This window comes from Mycobacterium gordonae, assembly GCF_001417955.2.
GTDB lineage: Bacteria > Actinomycetota > Actinomycetes > Mycobacteriales > Mycobacteriaceae > Mycobacterium > Mycobacterium gordonae_B.
On sequence record NZ_LKTM01000344.1, the window covers coordinates 20791 to 40241 of the forward strand.

Genomic DNA, 19451 nt, shown 5'->3' on the forward strand with positions numbered 1-19451 from the left:
GCGCCGTGGATACGTCGCCTGTTTCACACCCGCCGAGGAGGAATTGATGGCTGCGGTTGAACTGGGACGCGCCACCGTGAAGCGGGTGCTGGAGTTGCGGTTCGACCTGCCGACCCGCGCCTTCCCGCACACGCCGCCCGCCGGGTGGCGCGACAATGCCGACCTGTTGGCGCCCGATTTCTTCGACCCCGATACCGATCAGTGGCACATCGCGATCCAGAGCTGGGTCATCGAGGTCGACGGACTGACCGTCGTCGTGGACACCGGCGTCGGCAACGACCGGACCCGTCCGCAGATGCCGCCGCTGGACCACTTGAAAACCGGCTATCTGGCGGCGCTGCAATCGGCCGGCGTCGACCGCACCGCTGTCGACGTCGTGGTCAACACCCACGTCCACTCCGATCACGTCGGATGGAACACCATGCTGCACGACGGCGCGTGGTTGCCGACGTTCCCGAACGCCCGATACCTGGTCCCGGAACCCGACTACCGCCACTTTCACCCGGACGGGGCAGCGGCACAACAGAATCCGCGCACCGAAGATGAGGAGCTGCAGCAGCGCGGCAACCGGCTGGTGTTCGAGGACAGCGTCCTGCCCGTGGATGCCCAGATCGTCCAATGGTCGGAGAACTTCGAGATCAGTCCCTCGCTGCGGTTACGCCCCGCGCCGGGACACACTCCCGGCTCCTCGGTGCTCTGGCTCGACGCGGGCCGTCCGGCGGTCTTCGTCGGCGACCTCACCCACAACCCCATACAGGTGCGCCGCCCCGACGACCCCTGCGCCTTCGACATCGACCAGGCTGCGGCCGCCGTCACTCGCCGCCGGATCTTCTCCGAAGCCGCCGCGTCCGGTGCGGCCGTCGTACCCGCGCACTACCCCGGACACGGGGGTGCCACGCTGCGCGCCGTGGCCGACCGGTTCGAGATCGACCACTGGCTGGACATCGAGCCGCTTTAGCTCAAGGTCACCGGCACGGATTCGTACACGGTCATGTTGTTGGCCAGGTGTGGTAGCCGTAGCCTGGGCTCGCCCAGTTCAATGTTGTTGGTGGGCAGCAAAATCTCGTCGAGCGCCGCCCTCACCTCCGCCCGGGCCAGCATCGCCCCCAGGCAGTGATGGGCGCCGCCGCCGCCGAAAGACTGATGCGGGTTGGGATCACGACTGATGTCGAAGCGGTAAGGGTCGGTGAAGACGTCCTCGTCGCGGTTGGCCGAACGCAGCATGGTGACCACCCGTGCGCCCTCCGGAATCATGGTGTCGCCCAGCACCACGTCCCTGGTCGCGCCACGCACCCAGAACATGATCGGCGTGGAGTAGCGGATCACCTCCTCGACCGCGGTGGGGCGCGCCTGCGGATCGTCGCGGTAGCGCGCCGTCTGGTCCGGATTGGCCACGAACGCGCGGATGCCGTCGCACAACGCATTTCGGGTGGTGTCCGCCCCGGCCAGGCCGAGAATGAAGAAGAAGATCTCCAGCTCGTTGGCGGGCAGCAGAAAGCTCTCCCCCGATTCCGCGGTGATCTCCGTGGTGCACAGCGCGCTCCAGATGTCGTCCACGGGATGTTGACGTTTATGGGCGGTCAGCTCGCTGGCGTATTGGAACAACTCGAGGAAAGGCATCACGTCGTCGCCGTCGGGGACCGACAGTTGCCCGCCGGCGGTCTTGAGCACTTTGTCGATCAGTTCGAACACGCGCGGCCGGTCGGCCCCGGGTATCCCGACGATATCCCCGATCACCGAAATCGGCAGTCCCGCAGCCAGATCGACGAATTCACCCCCGCCATCGCGTAACAACACGCCGGCCATGTCCTTGGCGCGGGCACGAATGCCGTCCTCCAGCTTGGCCACGGCGCGCGGCGTGAAGGCGCGTGTGATGACTCTGCGGCGAATGGTGTGATCCGGTGGATCCAGACTCACGATGGCCGGATACGCGTCGAACAGCGGCACATCCTGGATGAGCGGTCCTCGGGTGGCGGTGAACGACTCGTGATCGCGATGCACCCGCGCGACGTCGGTGTGTCTGGTGCACACCCAGAATTCGCGGCCGACAGCCGATTTGACGTCGTCGGTGAGTTCCTGGTGGAACACGGGGGTACCGGCCCGCAACTGCGCGAACAATGCGTCGGGAAACTCCGACGCCCACAATTCGGGGTCGGCGAGGTCGATCACCGTATCCGTCATGAAGCCCCCTTGATCTCGTTGCGCAGGCCGCTCAGGATCAGGCGCAAGCCGTAGGAGAACATCCCGTCGCTGGGCCCGTCGCCGGTGCGGCGGAGATGTTCAAGCTGCACCGAACCCAGCAGGTGCACGTACAGCGCAGCGTGCGCCGCCTCGAAATGCTCAGCCCGCAAACCTGCTTCGTGCAGGATGCGGCGGGTCGCCCGGTCCATCTCGGTTGCCGCCGCGGTGTGCGGATGCCCCTGCAGCAGCCCGGCGATCCCCGGGACCTCGACAAGCACCTGCCAGGCGTTCATATAGAGCGCAACCAGCCGGGATTCCCAGTCGCCCTGCTGTGGCACCTCGATCTGCGCCAGTACCGATTCGATCAGCAGATCGAGCAGTTCGGATTTGTCGCGGACGTGGTAGTACACCGAGGACGGCCGGGTGCCCGCTTCGGCAGCCAACTCCCGCATCGTCACCTTGTGCACGCCGACGCGTTTGGCCAGTTGCCACAGGTGCTTGGTCAGATGCTCGCGATCCAGAGCGCCGTAGCGCAGTACCGGCGCCTCCATGCCGCCCCCATTTCGAACAATGTTCCGATTAGAACAGTGTTCGAGTCGGGCTGTCAACGGTTACCGTTGGGCATGCGGCAAGTCGTGCAATGGTCCACCGGCAATATCGGCAAGCGGGCGCTGGGCATCCTGCTCGACCGCGACGACCTGCACGTCGCGGGTGTCCATGCCTTCGGTGCCGACAAAGTCGGTTGCGACGCCGGTGTGCTGGCCGGCCGAGAACCCATCGGGTTGGCGGCAACCGACGATGTCGACGCCCTGCTGGACCTGGCGCCGGATTGCGTGAACTACCTGCCGCGCCTGATCGACTACGAGTTGGTGGCCAGGATGCTGGGCCGCGGCATCAACGTCGTCACGACGGGTGATTTCCTGACCGGCAGCCACCATCCGACGGAGCGCGCGGCCCTCGAAGCGGCCGCCCGTTCCGGTGGCGCGACCTTCCTCGGCACCGGGTTCGAGCCCGGTTTCATCAACGTAGTGGCGGGTTTTCTCACCGGCGCGTGCCCTCGCGTGCGCAACGTCCGGTTGGCGGAGACGTTGGACTGCACGACCTATCCGGTGCGCGACGCCTGGCGGGTGCTGGGGTTCGGCAAGCCGCCGCGGCAACGGGTCACGCCGATCGACCCGGCCACCCAGCGGTTCGGCCTCGGGTACTTCGAAACGCTGGACATGGTGGCCGCCATGCTGGGCGCCGAACTCGACGGCAAGGAGGCATTCGTCGAAAACGCGGTGGTGAAGCAGGATTTGGATCTCGGCTGGACGACCTACGAGGCCGGTACCGTGGGTGGCCAGCGCCGGACCTACCGAGGGTTGCGCAACGGGAGACCGGTGATTGAGCTGGCCATCTGTTGGACCATGAGCGGCGACGGGCTCGATCCGCAATGGGAGGATCCCGAGGGTTTCAGCATCGTGATCGATGGGGAGCCGTACGTCGACGCGACGATCCGCTTCGGGAAACCCGGACAGGACGCGATGACCGTGCTGATGGACAGCACCGCGGTCGCGGCTGTCAACGCCATCCCCTTCGTGTGCGAGGCGGCGCCGGGGGTTATGACGCCGATAGACCTGCCGATCACCGGATCATATGGGTCGCTGAACTAACGGCGACCCGAGAGCGCATGCCCGGCACGCCACTGACGAGGCGAGCCGCCGTGCGCCCGGCTGAAGAGCCGGCTGAAATAGCCCGCGTCGGAGATGCCGACACGTCGCGCGATTTCACCGATGGGGAGATCGGTCTCGGCCAACAACTCCCGCGCTTCGGCCATACGCCGTTCGATGATCCACTCCTGCACCGTCCGTCCGGTACGCCGACGGACCACCGTGGTCAGGTGCCCGGGCGTCATCCCCACCTCCCCGGCCACGTCGCGCAGCGACAACGACTCACCGAGTCGGCGGTCGATCACCGCGAACACGTCGGCCAGCAGCGGTTCGCCACTGCGGCGCAGACCGTCGACGATGTCACCGGCCAGGCGGGCCAATTCGATCAGCAGTAGGGTCAGGTGCGCCAATGTCGCCTGTCGATAGCTTTCCCGGCGTAGCGCAAGTTCACTTTCGATGGAGTCGATCGTGCTGTCCCACAGTGATTTACGGTCACCAGGCAGCTGCAGCCGCAACACCCCGCCGGATTCCCCGTGCAGGAACGGGAACAGCAGCGGGTGCGTCCGCCAGGCAGGCCAGGGCGAGCGCGCGTCCTCACCCAGGGCGACCGGATCGAAGAACACCGCCACCCCGTCCCCGATCGGAAAGACCTGCTTCGGATCGAGCACCTTGCCGGGAGCCGCCACGTAGACCACGCCGGCCGCGGGCACATACCAGAGCGCCGGAAAATCATGGATGTGCGGACGGCCCTCGGCGAACTCGTGGTAGCGGACCACTGAAACGGGAGGTGTTCCGGGATCGGTCCGGTACCGGTAGACGGGCACGCCATCGCGGTGGCGGCTGAGCCGGGTGGCTTGCGTCATACTGCCAAAGATAGTCCAAGTCGAGGCAATGATCACCCAATCATGCTGTTGCCGAGACGGCAATTATGGACGCTATGACCAAGCATCATCCAAATGACTATCTGCCTGCGACCGGTCACCAGGCGCTCCTGCCCGCCTACGACCTCATGTCCCGCGTCATGGGATTCAACAACGTCTACCAGAAGCTGATCCGGCAGGCCGAACTTGCCGACGGACAACGCGTGCTGGAAATCGGCTGCGGCACCGGCAATGTGATCATCCGAGCCAAGCGGTCCCGGCCCGGGATCGAGGCGGTGGGATCCGACCCCGACCCTCGGATACTCGACCGGGCGCGGCGAAAAGCCGCTGGATTAACCGGCATTCGGTTCGACCATGGTTATGCCCAACGGTTGCCGTACGCCGACGGCGAGTTCGACCGGGTGCTGTCATCGATGATGCTGCACCATGTCGGCGACGACGCGAAGCCCGAGGTTGCCGCCGAGATTTTCCGCGTGCTGCGCCCGGGTGGGCGGTTGCATCTCGTCGACATCGCCGGTGGCACGCACGCCCACCACGGCGTCCTGGCACGGCTGGTGAAACGCAATCCGCACTTCAGCGAGAACATCGGCGACGCGGTTCCCCGGCTGCTGAGTGAGGCCGGGTTCGAGTGCAGCGAGGTTGCCACGCAATCGCAAGGGGTGGTCGGACAACTCGCGTATTACCAGGCCGTGCGTCCGGCATAGGCGGGTCAGCATCTGATGTCAGAACTTTCGGTCGCGAGCAGTGCGCTTCTGCCGTGAGCGAAATGCGGCTCTGCCGAGCGGGTTTGGCGCGAATGGTTGTCGGTGGCCCTTCGTAAAATCGTGGGTATGGCATCGAGTACGCGTGAGGAGATCGTCGAGGTCTTCGACGCGTCCGACGAGATGCAGGACCGGCTGTGCGCGTTGAGCTTTGAGTCGCTGACCACCCCGGAGCTGCTGCGGGCCCTCGAGCGCGAGGAACGCCGGGAACGCCGCTCGCGGTCGGTACGTCACGCGCTGATCAACCAGCTCACAACCCAAGCCACCGAAGAAGAACTCGGCGGCAAACTCCCCGCCGCACTCGCCGACCGACTGCGCATCACCAAAGCCGACGCCAACCGCCGCATCGCCGAAGCCGAAGACCTCGGCCAGCGACGCGCACTCACGGGCGAGCCTTTACCACCACAATTGAGCGCCACCGCTGCCGCGCAACAGGAGGGTCTGGTCGGCGACGCGCACATCAAAGTGATCCGCGACTTCATCGCCCACCTACCTGCCACCGTCGACGTGGGCACCTGGGAAGCCGCCGAAAAAGACCTCGCCGGCAAAGCGTGTGACTTCCGCCCCGACCAGGTCGCCAAATACGCCCGCGAACTGATGGCAGTGCTGCACCCGGACGGCGACTACACCGACGAGGAATGCGCCCGCAAACGCGGCCTGATCCTGGGGCCCCAGCAGTACGACGGCATGTCGCGCATCACCGGCCTGATCACCCCCGAACTACGGGCGTTGATCGAAGCGCTGTGGGCCAAACTCGCCGCCCCCGGCGCCGCCAACCCCGAGGACGACACGCCCGTCCTCGACGGCGCACCCGATGACGACGCCGCCCGCCGCGACACCCGCAGCCAACCCCAACGCAACCACGACGCCATGGTCACCGCCATTCGGGAGCTGTTCGCCTCCGGCGAGCTGGGCACCCACAACGGCCTACCCGTCAGCATCATCGTCACCACCAGTCTCAAAGACCTCGAGGCCGGGGCGGGACGCGCCCGCACCGCCGGGGGCACCCGGATCGCCCTGCCTGTCCTGATCCGCTGGGCCGCCAACTCCCACCATTACTTGGCCGTGTTCGACCGGGCCAAGCCGCTGGCGCTGTTTCACACCAAACGCTTGGCGAACCTGGCTCAGCGAATGATGTTGCTGGCCAAAGACGGTGGCTGCACCCGGCCGGGTTGCGACGTCCCCGGCTACCACACCCAGGTGCACCATGCCAGCGGCTGGAGGAACACCCACGTCACCGACATCCACGACCTCACCCTCGCCTGCGGTCCGGATAACCGCCTCGCCGAAAAAGGCTGGACCACCCGCAAAAACGCCAAAGGCGACACCGAATGGCTCCCGCCCGCGCACTTGGACCACGGCCAACCGCGAATAAATACATTCCACCACCCGGAAAAACTGTTCACCCCCGACCCAAGCGAGGATGATGACGAACCCGATTGACCGGGCTTGAGACGATGCATACCTAGCGCTGGTCGATCGCCACCTTGACCGCGCCGCTGCGCGAACACCGCCATCTCGTCGGGCACCGAATCAGGAACCGGGAACAGCATGCTGTCGTGCGCCGGCATCAACTCCGCGGATCCGCCGGTGACATCGGCGGACACGCCGGTGTGGATGCCGGGTTCGATGTCGCCGTCGGTGAAGCTCCAGCACAGGCTGTAGTCGCCGCCGTGGCAAGCCGGACACGGCGGGTGGATGCCACGCGGCCCACAGGAGAGCCACGGGTTGAGCACCACGCGCTGACCGACCTCGATCCCACGGGCTTCCGGCCCCAACTCGACAACATCGGCCACCACCTCGTGGCCCATTACCTGCGGGAAAGAACAGAACGCGGCCAGGGCGTTGTCGGCGTCATCCGCGCCGAAGTCCATCAGTATCTGCTTGGAGTCCGACCCGCAGATACCCGTCAACCGGGGTCGGGTGATCACCCAATCGTCATGCAGCAGAATGGGATCCGGAATCTCACGCAATGCGGTGGGAGTCCGGGCGAGGTTCTGGACAAGCGCACCCGCGTCCGCTGGAACATCACGGGGCCCGGGCGACACCCCGTAGACGAGTGCCCTCACGGTTGCGCCATGCCGGCGATGAACGCGTCGAGATCGGCGTTCTTGGCATCGACCACCGCTTTGAGGTCGGGCAGGTAGTGCTCGAAACGGTCGCTGTCCATTGCCGCGATGATGCCCTCGGCAACCTCTTCCGGCGTGACCTTGGGTCCGGTGTATGCGGGCGGCTCGTTGTCGGGCTGGTCCCAGATCTCGGTGTCAACCGGACCGGGCTGGATCAATTTCACCGAGACGCCGGTGTCCGCCAGGTCGATGGCCATCGCCTCGGTCCAGCCGCACAGGGCGAACTTGCTGGCGCAGTATGCGGATTCGGTAGCAATGCCGAGCCGGCCGGCAACGCTCGACACGTTGATGATGGTGCCGGCACGCCGGGCCAGCATGCGCGGCAGCAGCGCGAGCGTCAGCCGCATCGGCGCGATGAAGTTGACTTGCATGACATTCTCCACCTCGAACGGCTTGAGCGCGGTCACACTGCGCCGCTTGGGAATTGCGGCGTTGTTCACCAGGATGTCGATGCCGCCCATGGCGTGCCATGCCTGCAGCGCCAGCCTGCTGGCCGTGATGCCGTCGGCGAGGTCGGCGACCCACATCAGCGAGTCCGGTGAGCTGTCACGGCAGTCAGCCAGGACGTCGGCCAGCCGGTCTTCGCGGCGCGCCACCACACCCACCGTCGCGCCCCGGGCGGCCATCGCCCGAGCCAGGGCCGCACCGATTCCCGATGACGCACCCGTGATGAGGACGTGTTTGCCTTCCACCTTGCCGCTACTCATCGCTTCAGCGTGCCCTACCCAGACTGCCGACCGGAACCTATTCGGGCCAATTTGCGGGGGCGGAAATGCGGCGGGCGGGCCGAACGTTGTATAGACGACACTAACCGCGACAGATAGGACGCGCATGCCACGCGCTCACGACGACAACTGGGATCTCGCGTCGAGTGTCGGCGCCACCGCGACCATGGTCGCGGCCGGCCGCGCGATGGTGACCAAGGCTCCCGACGGCCTGATCAAAGACCCCTTCGCCGAACCGCTGGTGCGGGCGGTCGGTGTGGACTTCTTCACCAAGATGCTGGACGGGGAGCTGGAAACCGAGGCGCTCGAGGACTTCAAGCCTGAGCGGGTACAGGCGATGATCGGCGGAATGGGAGTGCGCACCAGGTACTTTGACGAATACTTCAGCGCCGCGACCGAATCCGGTATCAGGCAGGTGGTGATCCTGGCGTCCGGATTGGACGCGCGTGCCTACCGGCTGCCCTGGCTCGACGGGACGGTCGTCTACGAGATCGACCAACCCCAGGTCATCGAGTTCAAGACAACCGCCCTCGCCGACATCGGGGCCGAACCGACCGCCACACGGCGCACCGTGGCCATCGACCTGCGCGGCGACTGGCCCTCCGCACTCAGGCAGGCCGGCCTGGACCCGTCACAGCCGACGGCGTGGCTCGCCGAAGGGCTGCTGATCTACCTGCCCCCGGAAGCTCAAGACCGGTTGTTCGACAACATCACTGCGCTCAGCGCCCCAGGCAGCACCGTCGCGACCGAATTCGTGCCCGGCATAGTCGATTTCGACGCGGAAAAGGTCCGTGAAATGTCCGGCCGGTTCCGCAACCACGGGTTGGACATCGACATGGCCTCGCTGGTGTACTCCGGGTCGCGCACCCATGTCGTCGACTATCTGCGCGACAAGGGCTGGCAGGCCGACGGGGTGACGCGGACCGAGCTGTTCAAGCAACACGGTCTACAGCTTCCCGCCCCCGGCGATGACGACCCGCTCGGCGAGATCATCTTCATCAGCGCGACGCTGACCTAGCGGCGATCGCCATCGAACGTAGCCGGGTCGCCGCCATCTGGCCAGCCTCAGAAGCGCGACTGACCTGCCCACAGCACGCGGGCACCACTCAGCGTCTGCTCGACGTTGTCGACGATCCCGGCCACCGAGCGGGTGAGCAGCGCACCGACGGCCTCGGGCAACGAGGCCGCGCCGGGCTGTGACGACGCCCGCGGGCGCAGCATGTCCAGCAACGACGATCCCGGATAGCTCAGCACCCGAACCTCGGTGTCCGGGTCCAGCCCGGCCAGTACCTTCGCGCGGCGCACCGCGGTGCGGAAGCCACCGAGCTCATCGACCAGCCCTCGCTCCAGCGCGTCGGCGCCCGTCCAAACCCGGCCGCGTGCAACGGTATCCACGTCTTTGGTGGTCAGGTTGCGGCCGTCTGCGACGCGCTGCACGAAGTCGGTGTAGAACAGGTCGGCGTCGGCCTCCTGCCGGGCCTGCTGCTCCGGAGTGAACGGGGCGTCTATCGACCAGGCATCGGCATTCGCGTTGGTGCGCACCGTGTCCGAGCCCACCCCCAACCGGTCCTTGAGGTCGCGCACCACCAACTTCCCGGTGATGACACCGATCGAGCCGGTGATCGTTCCGGGGTTGGCGACTATCGCGTCGGCGGCCATCGAGACGTAGTACCCGCCGGACGCGGCGACCGAGCCCATCGACGCCACCACCGGCTTGCCGCGTTCGCGGGCTCGTTTCACCTCGCGCCAAATGGTTTCCGATGCGGTCACCGAACCACCGGGACTGTCCACGCGGACCACGATCGCCGACACCGAATCGTCGGCCGCCACCTCGCGTAGCGCCGCCGCGATGGTGTCGCCGCCGGCGTTCGACGGGCCGAAAGGCACGCCCTGCGGCCCGCCCCGACCGTTGACGATCGCGCCTTCGACGGTGACCACGGCGATGGTGGGCCTGGCGCGCCGCCCCGGGATGGGGGGCACCGGCGGCGTCAGACGCGACCGGGCCGAACCCGCGTAGCGCGCCAGGTACATCCGCGGCGGCTTCTCCTCGGCGTCGGCGTCATCGTCTTGCGAACCCGTTGTCCCGCCGGCCAATTCCGCCATGCGGGCGTAGGCCTCGTCGCGGAATCCGATGTGGTCGACCAGCCCCGAGGCCAGGGCGTCGTCGCGCATCAGCGGAGCGCGATCGGCCATCGCGTCCAAGTCCTCGACAGTGATCTTGCGCGACTCGGCCACCGCCTGCCATACCTGGCTCTGCAGGCTCTCCAGCATGCGGGTGACCGCTTCGCGGTGCGCGTCGGTGAAGCCGTCTTCGGTGAAAAGGTTTGCCGCAGACTTGTATTCACCTCGGGCTACGAACTGCGCCTCGATACCCGCCTTGTCCAGCGCATCCCGCAGAAACATCGCGTTGGCCGCGAAGCCGATCAGCCCGACACCACCGGAAGGCTGCATCCAGATCTCCCGGAACGCGGAAGCCACGTAGTACGACAGCGTGCCCGGGTAGGTCTCCGCCCACGCCACGGACGGCTTGACGGCGCTGAACGCGGCGATGGCTTCCCGCAGCTCCTGGACCGCCCCGATCGGCGACGGCGGCAGCTGCACACGCGCGATCAGCCCCGCTACCCGCGGGTCCTCGGCGGCACGGTGGATGGCGGCGACCGTCTCGCGCAGCGACATCTGACGCCCACCGCCGGTGATGATGGTTAACGGGTCGAAGCCGGTGGTCTCCGGTGGCGCGCTCTGCAGGTTCAACTCCAGTACGCAACCGTTCGGCACGCCGTGGTGCCGAGCGGTGTCGACCCGGTCGACAAGGGCACGGACTTCGTTGACTCCGGGCAGTGAGGGCATAAACGCGAACATCTTAGATAGCCTACCGACCGGCCCCGATCCGGCCCGTACGGTGGAGCCCGTGAGGTATTCGATAGCCATCCCCCAACTCATTTCGGGCGACTTCGACGCAGACGGGCTGCGTTCCTATCTCGCCCGGGCGGAGCAACTCGGGTTTGAGGGCGGCTGGGTCCTCGAGCAGATCATCGGGGACGCACCCCTGCTGGCCCCGCTGGAGTTGCTCGCCTACGCGGCGGCCTGCACGCAGCGGCTGCGCCTGGGAGTCGCCGTTCTCGTCACGTCACTGCATGATCCGTTGCAACTGGCCTCGGCGATCACCGCCGTCGACCGCCTCAGCCACGGCCGGCTCGACATCGGTATCGCCCCCGGCGGTGGCCGTCGCCGTTTCGCCGCTTTCGGCGTGGAGCAGGACAGTTTCATCAGCTACTTCACCGAAGGCCTGCAGTTGATGAAGGCCGCGTGGTCCGACGAGCCCCGGGTGACGTTTCACGGCAGGTTCCGCGATGTCGACGACCTGCCCATCGCGCCCAAGCCTGCGCAGCGGCCGCATCCCCCGATCTGGTTCGGCGGCCAGGCGCCCAAGGCCCTGGCCCGGGCGGTGCGGCACGGCGACGCCTTTCTCGGCGCGGGTTCTTCCACGACGGCGGACTTCGCCAAGGCAGTGGAGATCGTGCGGCGCGAACTCGCCGAACAACAAAAGGACCCGGCGACCTTCACCATCGGCAAACGCGTGTATCTGATGATCGACGACGACGCCGAGCGGGCCCGCGAACGCGTGCTCGCCGGGCTGCGTCGCATCTACGGCGGCATGGCCGGCATCGACGCCGTTCCGGTTTACGGCACACCCAAAGACGTGATCCGCGGCCTGCGCGAGGTGATGTACGCGGGGGCGCAGATGCTGCTGTTCAACCCCGTCGGACAGAACGCGGCGGAAGACCGTGAGCAGATGGAACGCCTTGCCGCAGAAGTGATCCCGCGGCTGAGTTAGCTTGCGCGAGCAGATACTACAGCTCGGTGGCGCTGCCGCCGGCCGCAGTGATCTTCTCCCGTGCGCTGCCGCTGAACTTGTGTGCGGTCAGGTCGACCTTCACAGTCAGCTTGCCGTCGCCGAGCACCTTGACCAAGCCGTTCTTGCGAACCGCGCCCTTGGCCACCAACTCGTCGATGCCGACGGTGCCGCCCTCGGGGAACAAGCGGCTGATGTCGCCGACGTTGACCACCTGGTACTCGGTGCGGAACCGGTTGCGGAAGCCCTTCAACTTGGGCAGCCGCATGTGGATGGGCATCTGCCCACCCTCGAAGGTCGACGGAACGTTCTTGCGAGCCTTCGTACCCTTGGTACCGCGGCCCGCGGTCTTGCCCTTGGAACCCTCACCGCGGCCGACTCGGGTACGCGCGGTCTTCGACCCGGGCGCGGGCCGCAGGTCGTGCAGCTTGATGGTCACTGTGTCTTCCCTTCGGGCGCCGACTCCACCTCAACCAGGTGGTTCACCACTGCGATCAACCCGCGCGTCTGCGGGTTGTCTTCGCGGATCACCGAGTGGCGAATCTTGCGCAGACCCAGGGTGCGCAGGCTTTCGCGCTGCTTCCAGCGCGCACCGATGGTGCTGCGCACCTGGGTGATCTTCAACTGGCTCATTGTGCTGTTCCCTCTCGCGCTGCCGCAGCGGCCAGCGCGTCACTTTCGCGGCGGGCCTTGAGCATCCCGGCCGGGGCGACGTCCTCGATGGGCAGACCGCGGCGAGCGGCCACCTCTTCGGGACGCTGCAGCATCTTCAGCGCGGCGACGGTCGCGTGCACGACGTTGATCGCGTTGTCGCTACCCAGCGACTTGGCCAGGATGTCGTGCACGCCGGCGCATTCCAGCACCGCACGCGCCGCACCACCGGCGATCACACCGGTACCCGGACTGGCCGGGCGAAGCAGCACGACGCCGGCGGCGGCCTCGCCCTGTACCGGGTGCGTGATGGTCCCGCGGATCAACGGCACCCGGAAGAAACCCTTGCGGGCCTCCTCGACGCCTTTGGCGATCGCGGCCGGAACCTCTTTTGCCTTGCCGTAGCCGACTCCGACCATCCCGTTGCCGTCACCGACGATGACCAGAGCGGTGAAGCTGAATCGCCGACCACCCTTGACCACCTTGGAGACACGGTTGATCGCGACGACCCGCTCCAGGTAATTGCTCTTGTCACCGTCGCGGTCGCGGTCGCGACCGCCACGGCCACCGCCGTCGCGGCGGCCCCGTCCGTCGCGCGAGTCGCGGCCGCCGTCACGGCTGTCGGGGCCCTGACCCCCAGCGGACTGTTCCGCCATTATGCGGTCCTTCCGTTCATCAGAATTGCAATCCGTTCTCGCGGGCAGCATCGGCCAATGCCGCAATCCGTCCACCGTAGGTGTAGCCGCCGCGGTCAAAGACCACGGAGTCGACGCCGGCAGCCTTGGCCCGCTCGGCGATCAACTGTCCGACCCGCACGCTACGGGCTTTCTTGTCCCCATCCAGTCCGCGCACGTCGGATTCGATCGACGAAGCCGCGGCCACCGTGGTCCCGTTCAGGTCATTCACCAGTTGCACGTGAATGTGCCGCGAAGACCGGTTGACCACCAGTCGGGGACGCTCCGCGGTGCCGGAGATCTTCTTGCGCAGCCGTGCGTGCCGGCGCAGCCGCGAGACCCGGCGGGTCGCGGATACGCTCTGCCCCACGGGCTTTTGCGCTTCAGCCTGTGATTGCGCCATGACTACTTACCTGTCTTTCCGACCTTGCGGCGGATCTGCTCACCCTCGTAGCGCACGCCCTTGCCCTTGTACGGGTCGGGGCGGCGCAGACGGCGGATGTTCGCCGAGATCTGGCCGACCTTCTGCTTGTCGATACCCGTGACGGTGAACTTCGTCGGGGCCTGCACGGCGAACGTGATGCCCTCAGGCGCCTCGATCACCACCGGGTGGCTGTAACCGAGCGCGAACTCCAGGTTGCTGCCCTTGAGCTGCACGCGGTAGCCCACCCCGTAGATCTCCATCTTGGTGGTGTAGCCCTCGGTCACACCCGTGACCAGGTTGGCCACCAGGGTGCGCGACAGCCCATGCAGCGAACGGTTCTGCCGCTCGTCGTTCGGACGGGCGACCACGATGGCGCCGTCGTCGTTGCGCGCCACCGTAATCGGTTCGGCGACAGTCAGTTCCAGGGTGCCCTTGGGTCCCTTGACCGACACGTTCTGGCCCTCGATGGTTACGTCGACTCCGGCCGGAATCGGAACCGGTTGCTTACCAATACGCGACATCGTCTAACCCCTCACCATACGTACGCGAGGACTTCGCCGCCCACGCCTTGTCTGGCTGCCTGACGGTCGGTGAGCAGACCCGACGACGTCGAAATGATCGCGACGCCAAGGCCTCCCAGCACCCGCGGCAGGTTGGTGGACTTTGCGTAGACCCGCAAGCCGGGCTTGGACACCCGCTTCAGGCCAGCGATGCTGCGCTCGCGGCTGGGGCCGTACTTGAGCTGGACGATCAGCGACTTGCCGACCCGAGCATCCTCGGTGCGGAAGTCGGTGATGTAACCCTCGCTCTTCAGGATCTGGGCGATGTTGGCCTTGATCTTGGAGTGCGGCAGGGTCACTTCGTCGTGGTACGCCGAGTTGGCGTTGCGCAGACGTGTCAAGAAGTCCGCGATTGGGTCCGTCATCGTCATGGTTTAGTCCCTGTGTCCTGTCACCAACTGCTCTTCTGCACGCCGGGCAACTCGCCCGCATGCGCCATCTCGCGCAAGCAGATTCGGCAGAGCCCGAACTTGCGGAACACCGCGCGCGGACGACCGCACTTGCTGCAGCGCGTGTAGCCGCGCACCGCGAACTTCGGCTTGCGGTTGGCTTTGTTGACCAGTGCCTTCTTCGCCATCTGCTCAGTTCTCCTTGAAGGGAAAGCCGAGGGCCCGCAACAGCGCTCGTCCTTCGTCGTCGTTCGTCGCCGAGGTGACGACGCTGATGTCCATACCGCGGACCCGGTCGATCTTGTCCACGTCGATCTCGTGGAATACCGACTGCTCGGCGAGACCGAAGGTGTAGTTGCCGACACCGTCGAACTGCTTGGGCGACAACCCGCGGAAGTCACGGATACGGGGCAGCGCGATCGAGGTGAGCCGGTCGAGGAACTCCCACATCCGGTCGCCACGCAGGGTGACCCGCGCGCCGATCGGCATGCCTTCGCGCAACTTGAACTGCGCAATGGACTTGCGCGCCTTGCGGATCTCCGGCTTCTGCCCGGTGATCAGCGACAGGTCGTTGACGGCGCCGTTGATCAGCTTGGCGTCACGGGCGGCCTCGCCGACACCCATGTTGACCACAACCTTGGTCACCGTCGGGATCTGCATGACGTTGCCGTAGCCGAACTGCTTGTGCAGTGCGTCACGGATTTCGTTGCGGTAGCGCTCTTTCAAGCGCGGCTGCGTTTTCTCTGCAGTAGTCATCGTCAGATGTCCTTGCCGTTGCGCTTGGAGATGCGGACGCGCTTGCCGGTCTCTTCGTCCACGCGGTAGCCGATGCGGGTGGGCTTGCCGTCGGAGTCGACCACCATCACGTTGGACACGTGGATAGGCGCTTCCTGGGTGACGATGCCACCCGAGCGGGCGCCGCGCTGGTTGGTCGAGATCGCGGTGTGCTTCTTGATCCGGTTGACGCCTTCGACCAGCACCCGGTTGCGGTCCGGGTAGGCCTGAATGACCTTGCCCTTCGCCCCTTTGTCTTTGCCGGCGATGACCAGCACGGTGTCGCCTTTATGGACCTTCACCTACAACACCTCCGGGGCGAGCGAGATGATCTTCATGAACTTCTTCTCCCGCAGTTCGCGGCCGACCGGCCCGAAGATGCGGGTACCGCGCGGGTCGTTGTCGGGCTTGATGATCACCGCGGCGTTCTCATCGAACTTGATGTAGCTGCCGTCGGGGCGCCTGCGCTCCTTGACGGTGCGCACCACGACGGCCTTCACGACGTCACCCCGTTTGACGTTGCCGCCCGGGATGGCGTCCTTGACCGTGGCGACGATGATGTCGCCGATGCCGGCATAGCGTCGCGACGAGCCGCCGAGCACGCGGATGCACAAGATCTCCTTGGCGCCGGTGTTGTCGGCGACCTTCAGCCGCGATTCCTGCTGAATCACTCGATCTCCTGACCTGGTGGACGTGTGCGCGGCAGGCTGAAACAAGCTCAGTGAGCCTGACGTGCGCGGTCTTGAAAAACTGTTTGTCACCGAAAGGCACGCGGGGCCGGCTTTCAAACCGCAAAGCCAGCCGAGGTCTGCCCAAGGCAACCCCTAGAGTCTAGGGGACACCCAGCTCAGCACCAAATTGTCCCGGACCGCCACCCTTGTCGGCGAGTACTTTCGGGGCTATGCGGCTGCGCGGGACCTATGCGGGTTACAGCGTCGGTTGCGCATTGACCTGGGCAGTGGTCCTCATCGTCGTTGCGCTGACCTACCCCGACCGCCTGCACACCTTCCTGATCTTCGCCGGCGGCTGGTTGATCGGATGGATCTCGGCGACGATCGCCAGATCTGTTTATCCGCCCCCGAAAACCAGGAGCCGACCCCCGGCGTCCTAGTCCCCCTGCCGGTGCCAGGCCAGTATGTAGAGGATCAACGCGGTCGCGAGCCCGATCAGCACCCAGATCACCACCGCCTGGTCGACCCAGGAGCCGGCCGGCGGGGAACCAGGCAGGATGTTGCGCAGCGGCACCACCGCGAACAGCATCGCGGCATACCAGGTGGAGAACGGCGGCAGGAACTTGCGCCGGCCGGTCAGCATCTGGATGGCCACGAACAGCGCCAGCGTCGGCAGGGCCACCAGCACCAGGCAGATCCCCAGATCGAAGACGAGCGGCCCCTTCGCCCGCTTGATGGTGATGATCACGTTGTCGGGGCGGTTGGGGTCGTGGCTGTCCCGCCCGACCCGGGTTGCCGAGACGTCCCAGCCCTCCAGCACGCCGGTCACCTCCACCCGGGCCGGCTTGTACTGACGGCCGTCGCCGGTCCCGACCAACACATCGGCCTGGATGGTGTCGGTCGTGTAGGTGTCGAACGGCCAGTCGCCGGGTTCGCCGTGCGCCGGGATGGTGGTGGCCACCTGCGCCGGCGACTTGCCCATCGGGTACTGCAGGTCACCCAGGTCGTTCTGCGGGAAGAATCGCACCGAGGTATCGGTGTTCAACACGTTCAGGCGCGGGTCGACCATCGAATCATCGGGCTTGACAAGGACTTTGACGTCCAGGCGATGTTCGACGGCGTGCAGTTGCTCGATGCGCACCAGGACCACGCTGTTGTCCGTGGTCGTCATGTCCGGCTCGGGCAGCGGCCCCGGCGAGGTGGCCAGCAGGTGGTAACCGAACAGGGACAACAGGTAGACGACGACCACGCTGAGGACGACGGAGACATCAATGATGAGGTGGCGGCGGCGACGCTGCTGAGCGGCATCCGCGGGGCTGTGCGCGGGCAGCGCGAATGTCTCGTCCAGGTCGAACTCGGGTCGAGGGCCCGCCGGTGCGGCCAGCTCCCTGTGCATTGTCACTGCGGCAGATTAGCAATTGATTTGTTTGCTAGCAGCTTTTGGTACGACGCGCTACGCGCCCGTAACATTGCGTGTCACCTGCGTTAACACGGGGGTAGCGACCTCTGCTTACGGAGTCATTCCAACTTGCCCAGCGCGTCTCGAGGGGAATGTCGACAGCCGCAGTGAGCCCCGTCGTGACCGCACCGGGCCCAACAGCTTTCGAACTACGATCCACTGCGGCGAAAAGGTTGTTTGTCGGCACCGCGCTTCTGTTTCGCGTCAACGTGTTTCTATGAAAACTCGTTGTGCTTTCCGGTGACTTCGCGCCGATCACAAATGCGCGCTGCGAACTCCATTCAGGGAACCGGCTGTTAACTGTTTCGGTGTTGCCTTCAGCGGGTTAACGCCAGGTAGGGCGGCTGATGAGCCGTAACCAGGCTCGAGGCGAGCAGGGCGCCACCGGGACCGCTATTGGCGCCGCGCTTTTCGCGACACGACACCTTTAACGTTGCCCGTCAGCAGAATTCGGCGACCGGGTAGGCCGGCTGAAGCATGGCAATGTGACCGCAGCTGACCTAGCGACCCTTTCAGTGTCTGCCTTTGTCGTCGTGCCGTTGTTTCTGCGATCGGAGTTCCATGTCTACTTTCGTGAGTGCAGTGCCTGATGCGTTCGCGACCGCGTCGCAGGATCTGATCCGAATCCGATCTGCGATCACGGCGGCCAACTCGGCCGCGGCCAATTCCACGACCCAGGTTCTCGCGGCGGGGGCCGACGAAGTGTCGGCGGCAATCTCGGTGCTTTTCGGCAATTTCGCGAGGGATTACCAGGCACTCTCCGGAGACGTCGCGAATTTCCACGAGCAATTCGTCCGGACCTTGACCGCGGGCGGGCAAGCGTACGGCCTCGCTGAGGCCGCCAACACATCGCCCCTGCAGGCACTCGAGCAGGCCGTAGTCGACACGATCAACGCGCCGACCGAATTCCTGGTCGGGCGCCGACTGATCGGCGACGGCGCCGCCGGCACGGCGGCAAACCCCAACGGGCAGTCCGGCGGACTGTTGTGGGGCAACGGTGGCCACGGCTACAACGGCCTGGGCGGTAGCGGCGGCGCGGCCGGCTTGTTCGGCAATGGCGGGACCGGCGGTGTCGGGGCGAGCGGTGTAGCCGGCGGATCCGGGGGCACCGGCGGGTTGCTGTTCGGCAATGGAGGCGCCGGCGGGGCCGGCGGCACCGGCGCGCCAGGGGGCGCGGGCGGATCTGCGGTCTTGTTCGGCAGCGGCGGCATCGGCGGAGCCGGCGCTGCCGGCTTCGCCGGGGGATCCGGAGGTGCGGGTGGATTCCTCTTCGGCAGCGGGGGTGATGGAGGAGCCGGCGGTGCCGGTGCTGCCGGCACCGGCGTGGCAGGAGGTGCCGGCGGGTCCGGAGGCGCCAGTGGCTACCTGGGCGGCACTGGTGGTGCGGGCGGAGCCGGCGGCGACGGCTCTGCCGGGTCGGCCGGACAGGTCGGTGGAGCCGGCGGGTCGGGCGGCACCGGGGGCGTCAGCCGGGCACTCGGCCTGTCGTCCGGTGGCACCGGCGGGGCCGGCGGTAACGGTGGTGCGGGCGGATTCGGTGCCGCGGGTGCCGACGGTGGTTGGGCCGGCGCAGACGGCTCCACCGGCGGCACCGGCGGCACCGGCGGTGCCGGCGGGGCGGCGCAGGGACTTTTCAGTAAAGGCGGTATCGGGGGCCTGGGTGGCAACGG

The 19451-nt window shown here is 66.4% G+C and carries 24 protein-coding genes and 1 pseudogene; 8 read left to right on the top strand and 17 right to left on the bottom strand.

The features are described 5' to 3' along the window. Positions 1-46: 46 nt before the first annotated feature. Positions 47-958 carry an MBL fold metallo-hydrolase gene (locus tag AO501_RS25240; RefSeq protein ID WP_055580316.1) on the top strand — a complete coding sequence of 304 codons (912 nt, stop codon included), beginning with the start codon at positions 47-49 and terminating at the stop codon, positions 956-958. On the opposite strand, the gene AO501_RS25245 is transcribed toward AO501_RS25240, so the two are convergent. Then, entirely contained in the window at positions 955-2181 is a 1227-nt protein-coding gene (locus tag AO501_RS25245; RefSeq protein WP_055580317.1) for a cytochrome P450, read from the bottom strand. The genes AO501_RS25240 and AO501_RS25245 overlap by 4 nt on opposite strands. Further along, positions 2178-2732 (bottom strand): TetR/AcrR family transcriptional regulator, encoded by a 555-nt coding sequence (locus AO501_RS25250; protein ID WP_055580318.1) that lies wholly within the window; start codon positions 2730-2732, stop codon positions 2178-2180. The genes AO501_RS25245 and AO501_RS25250 overlap by 4 nt, the downstream gene beginning before the upstream one ends. Before the next feature lie 72 nt (positions 2733-2804). Between AO501_RS25250 and AO501_RS25255 the strand changes: the two genes are divergently transcribed. Next, positions 2805-3833, top strand: a complete 1029-nt coding sequence (locus AO501_RS25255) for a hypothetical protein (protein ID WP_055580319.1) — start codon at positions 2805-2807, stop codon at positions 3831-3833. On the opposite strand, the gene AO501_RS25260 is transcribed toward AO501_RS25255, so the two are convergent. Beyond that, a complete protein-coding gene (locus AO501_RS25260; RefSeq protein WP_055580320.1) occupies positions 3830-4693 on the bottom strand; it encodes a helix-turn-helix transcriptional regulator in 864 nt (287 codons plus the stop codon). The two genes, AO501_RS25255 and AO501_RS25260, sit on opposite strands and share 4 nt — an antisense overlap. Positions 4694-4767: 74 nt before the next feature. Here AO501_RS25260 and AO501_RS25265 point away from each other — a divergent pair, with 74 nt between their 5' ends. Further along, complete coding sequence (locus AO501_RS25265) at positions 4768-5415, top strand: class I SAM-dependent methyltransferase (protein ID WP_306237485.1); 648 nt, start codon at positions 4768-4770, stop codon at positions 5413-5415. Positions 5416-5541: 126 nt separating this feature from the next. Then, entirely contained in the window at positions 5542-6915 is a 1374-nt protein-coding gene (locus AO501_RS25270; protein WP_055580322.1) for an HNH endonuclease signature motif containing protein, read from the top strand. Positions 6916-6974: 59 nt separating this feature from the next. Here AO501_RS25270 and AO501_RS36310 read toward each other — a convergent pair. Together AO501_RS36310 and AO501_RS25275 are read right to left on the bottom strand one after the other, a co-directional pair. After that, positions 6975-7541 (bottom strand): annotated as a pseudogene (locus tag AO501_RS36310) (alcohol dehydrogenase catalytic domain-containing protein); the annotation flags it as partial. Continuing rightward, positions 7538-8293 (bottom strand): SDR family NAD(P)-dependent oxidoreductase, encoded by a 756-nt coding sequence (locus AO501_RS25275; protein ID WP_156452779.1) that lies wholly within the window; start codon positions 8291-8293, stop codon positions 7538-7540. The gene AO501_RS25275 and the pseudogene AO501_RS36310, both read right to left, overlap by 4 nt. Positions 8294-8432: 139 nt before the next feature. Here AO501_RS25275 and AO501_RS25280 point away from each other — a divergent pair, with 139 nt between their 5' ends. Then, positions 8433-9344 (top strand): class I SAM-dependent methyltransferase, encoded by a 912-nt coding sequence (locus AO501_RS25280; protein WP_055580324.1) that lies wholly within the window; start codon positions 8433-8435, stop codon positions 9342-9344. Positions 9345-9391: 47 nt separating this feature from the next. Here AO501_RS25280 and sppA read toward each other — a convergent pair whose 3' ends face one another. Next, complete coding sequence (gene sppA / locus AO501_RS25285) at positions 9392-11185, bottom strand: signal peptide peptidase SppA (protein ID WP_055580325.1); 1794 nt, start codon at positions 11183-11185, stop codon at positions 9392-9394. Between the two features lie 49 nt (positions 11186-11234). Here sppA and AO501_RS25290 point away from each other — a divergent pair, with 49 nt between their 5' ends. Then, a complete protein-coding gene (locus tag AO501_RS25290) occupies positions 11235-12161 on the top strand; it encodes an LLM class flavin-dependent oxidoreductase (protein ID WP_055580326.1) in 927 nt (308 codons plus the stop codon). Positions 12162-12177: 16 nt separating this feature from the next. Here the strand turns inward: AO501_RS25290 and rplO are convergent, their stop codons facing one another. The 10 genes from rplO to rplN are packed head-to-tail and all read right to left on the bottom strand — an operon-like array spanning position 12178 to position 16322. Further along, positions 12178-12618: a 50S ribosomal protein L15 gene (gene rplO, locus AO501_RS25295; protein ID WP_055580327.1), complete on the bottom strand. Its 441-nt coding sequence runs from the start codon at positions 12616-12618 to the stop codon at positions 12178-12180. Continuing rightward, on the bottom strand, positions 12615-12812 hold the full coding sequence (gene rpmD, locus AO501_RS25300; RefSeq protein ID WP_055580328.1) for a 50S ribosomal protein L30: 198 nt from the start codon (positions 12810-12812) through the stop codon (positions 12615-12617). Before rpmD ends, rplO begins: the two co-directional genes overlap by 4 nt. Beyond that, complete coding sequence (gene rpsE / locus AO501_RS25305; RefSeq protein WP_055580329.1) at positions 12809-13486, bottom strand: 30S ribosomal protein S5; 678 nt, start codon at positions 13484-13486, stop codon at positions 12809-12811. The genes rpmD and rpsE overlap by 4 nt, the downstream gene beginning before the upstream one ends. Positions 13487-13505: 19 nt before the next feature. After that, complete coding sequence (gene rplR / locus AO501_RS25310; protein WP_082658836.1) at positions 13506-13874, bottom strand: 50S ribosomal protein L18; 369 nt, start codon at positions 13872-13874, stop codon at positions 13506-13508. 35 nt (positions 13875-13909) lie between these two features. Continuing rightward, the gene (rplF, locus tag AO501_RS25315; protein ID WP_055580331.1) at positions 13910-14449 is read right to left on the bottom strand and encodes a 50S ribosomal protein L6; all 540 of its coding nucleotides are present in this window, start codon (positions 14447-14449) and stop codon (positions 13910-13912) included. 11 nt (positions 14450-14460) lie between these two features. Beyond that, positions 14461-14859 (bottom strand): 30S ribosomal protein S8, encoded by a 399-nt coding sequence (gene rpsH / locus AO501_RS25320; protein ID WP_055580332.1) that lies wholly within the window; start codon positions 14857-14859, stop codon positions 14461-14463. 20 nt (positions 14860-14879) lie between these two features. Then, a complete protein-coding gene (locus tag AO501_RS25325; protein ID WP_055580333.1) occupies positions 14880-15065 on the bottom strand; it encodes a type Z 30S ribosomal protein S14 in 186 nt (61 codons plus the stop codon). Positions 15066-15069: 4 nt separating this feature from the next. Next, positions 15070-15633, bottom strand: a complete 564-nt coding sequence (gene rplE, locus AO501_RS25330) for a 50S ribosomal protein L5 (protein ID WP_055580334.1) — start codon at positions 15631-15633, stop codon at positions 15070-15072. A gap of 2 nt (positions 15634-15635) precedes the next feature. Beyond that, on the bottom strand, positions 15636-15953 hold the full coding sequence (gene rplX, locus AO501_RS25335) for a 50S ribosomal protein L24 (RefSeq protein WP_055580335.1): 318 nt from the start codon (positions 15951-15953) through the stop codon (positions 15636-15638). Beyond that, complete coding sequence (gene rplN, locus AO501_RS25340; protein WP_055580336.1) at positions 15954-16322, bottom strand: 50S ribosomal protein L14; 369 nt, start codon at positions 16320-16322, stop codon at positions 15954-15956. A gap of 230 nt (positions 16323-16552) precedes the next feature. Between rplN and AO501_RS25345 the strand changes: the two genes are divergently transcribed. Next, entirely contained in the window at positions 16553-16762 is a 210-nt protein-coding gene (locus AO501_RS25345) for a hypothetical protein (protein ID WP_055580337.1), read from the top strand. Here AO501_RS25345 and AO501_RS25350 read toward each other — a convergent pair. After that, positions 16759-17718: a DUF4436 domain-containing protein gene (locus AO501_RS25350; protein WP_082658835.1), complete on the bottom strand. Its 960-nt coding sequence runs from the start codon at positions 17716-17718 to the stop codon at positions 16759-16761. The two genes, AO501_RS25345 and AO501_RS25350, sit on opposite strands and share 4 nt — an antisense overlap. Before the next feature lie 624 nt (positions 17719-18342). Here AO501_RS25350 and AO501_RS25355 point away from each other — a divergent pair. Then, a partial coding sequence (locus tag AO501_RS25355) for a PE family protein (protein ID WP_156452776.1) occupies positions 18343-19451 on the top strand: 1109 nt, incomplete at its 3' end.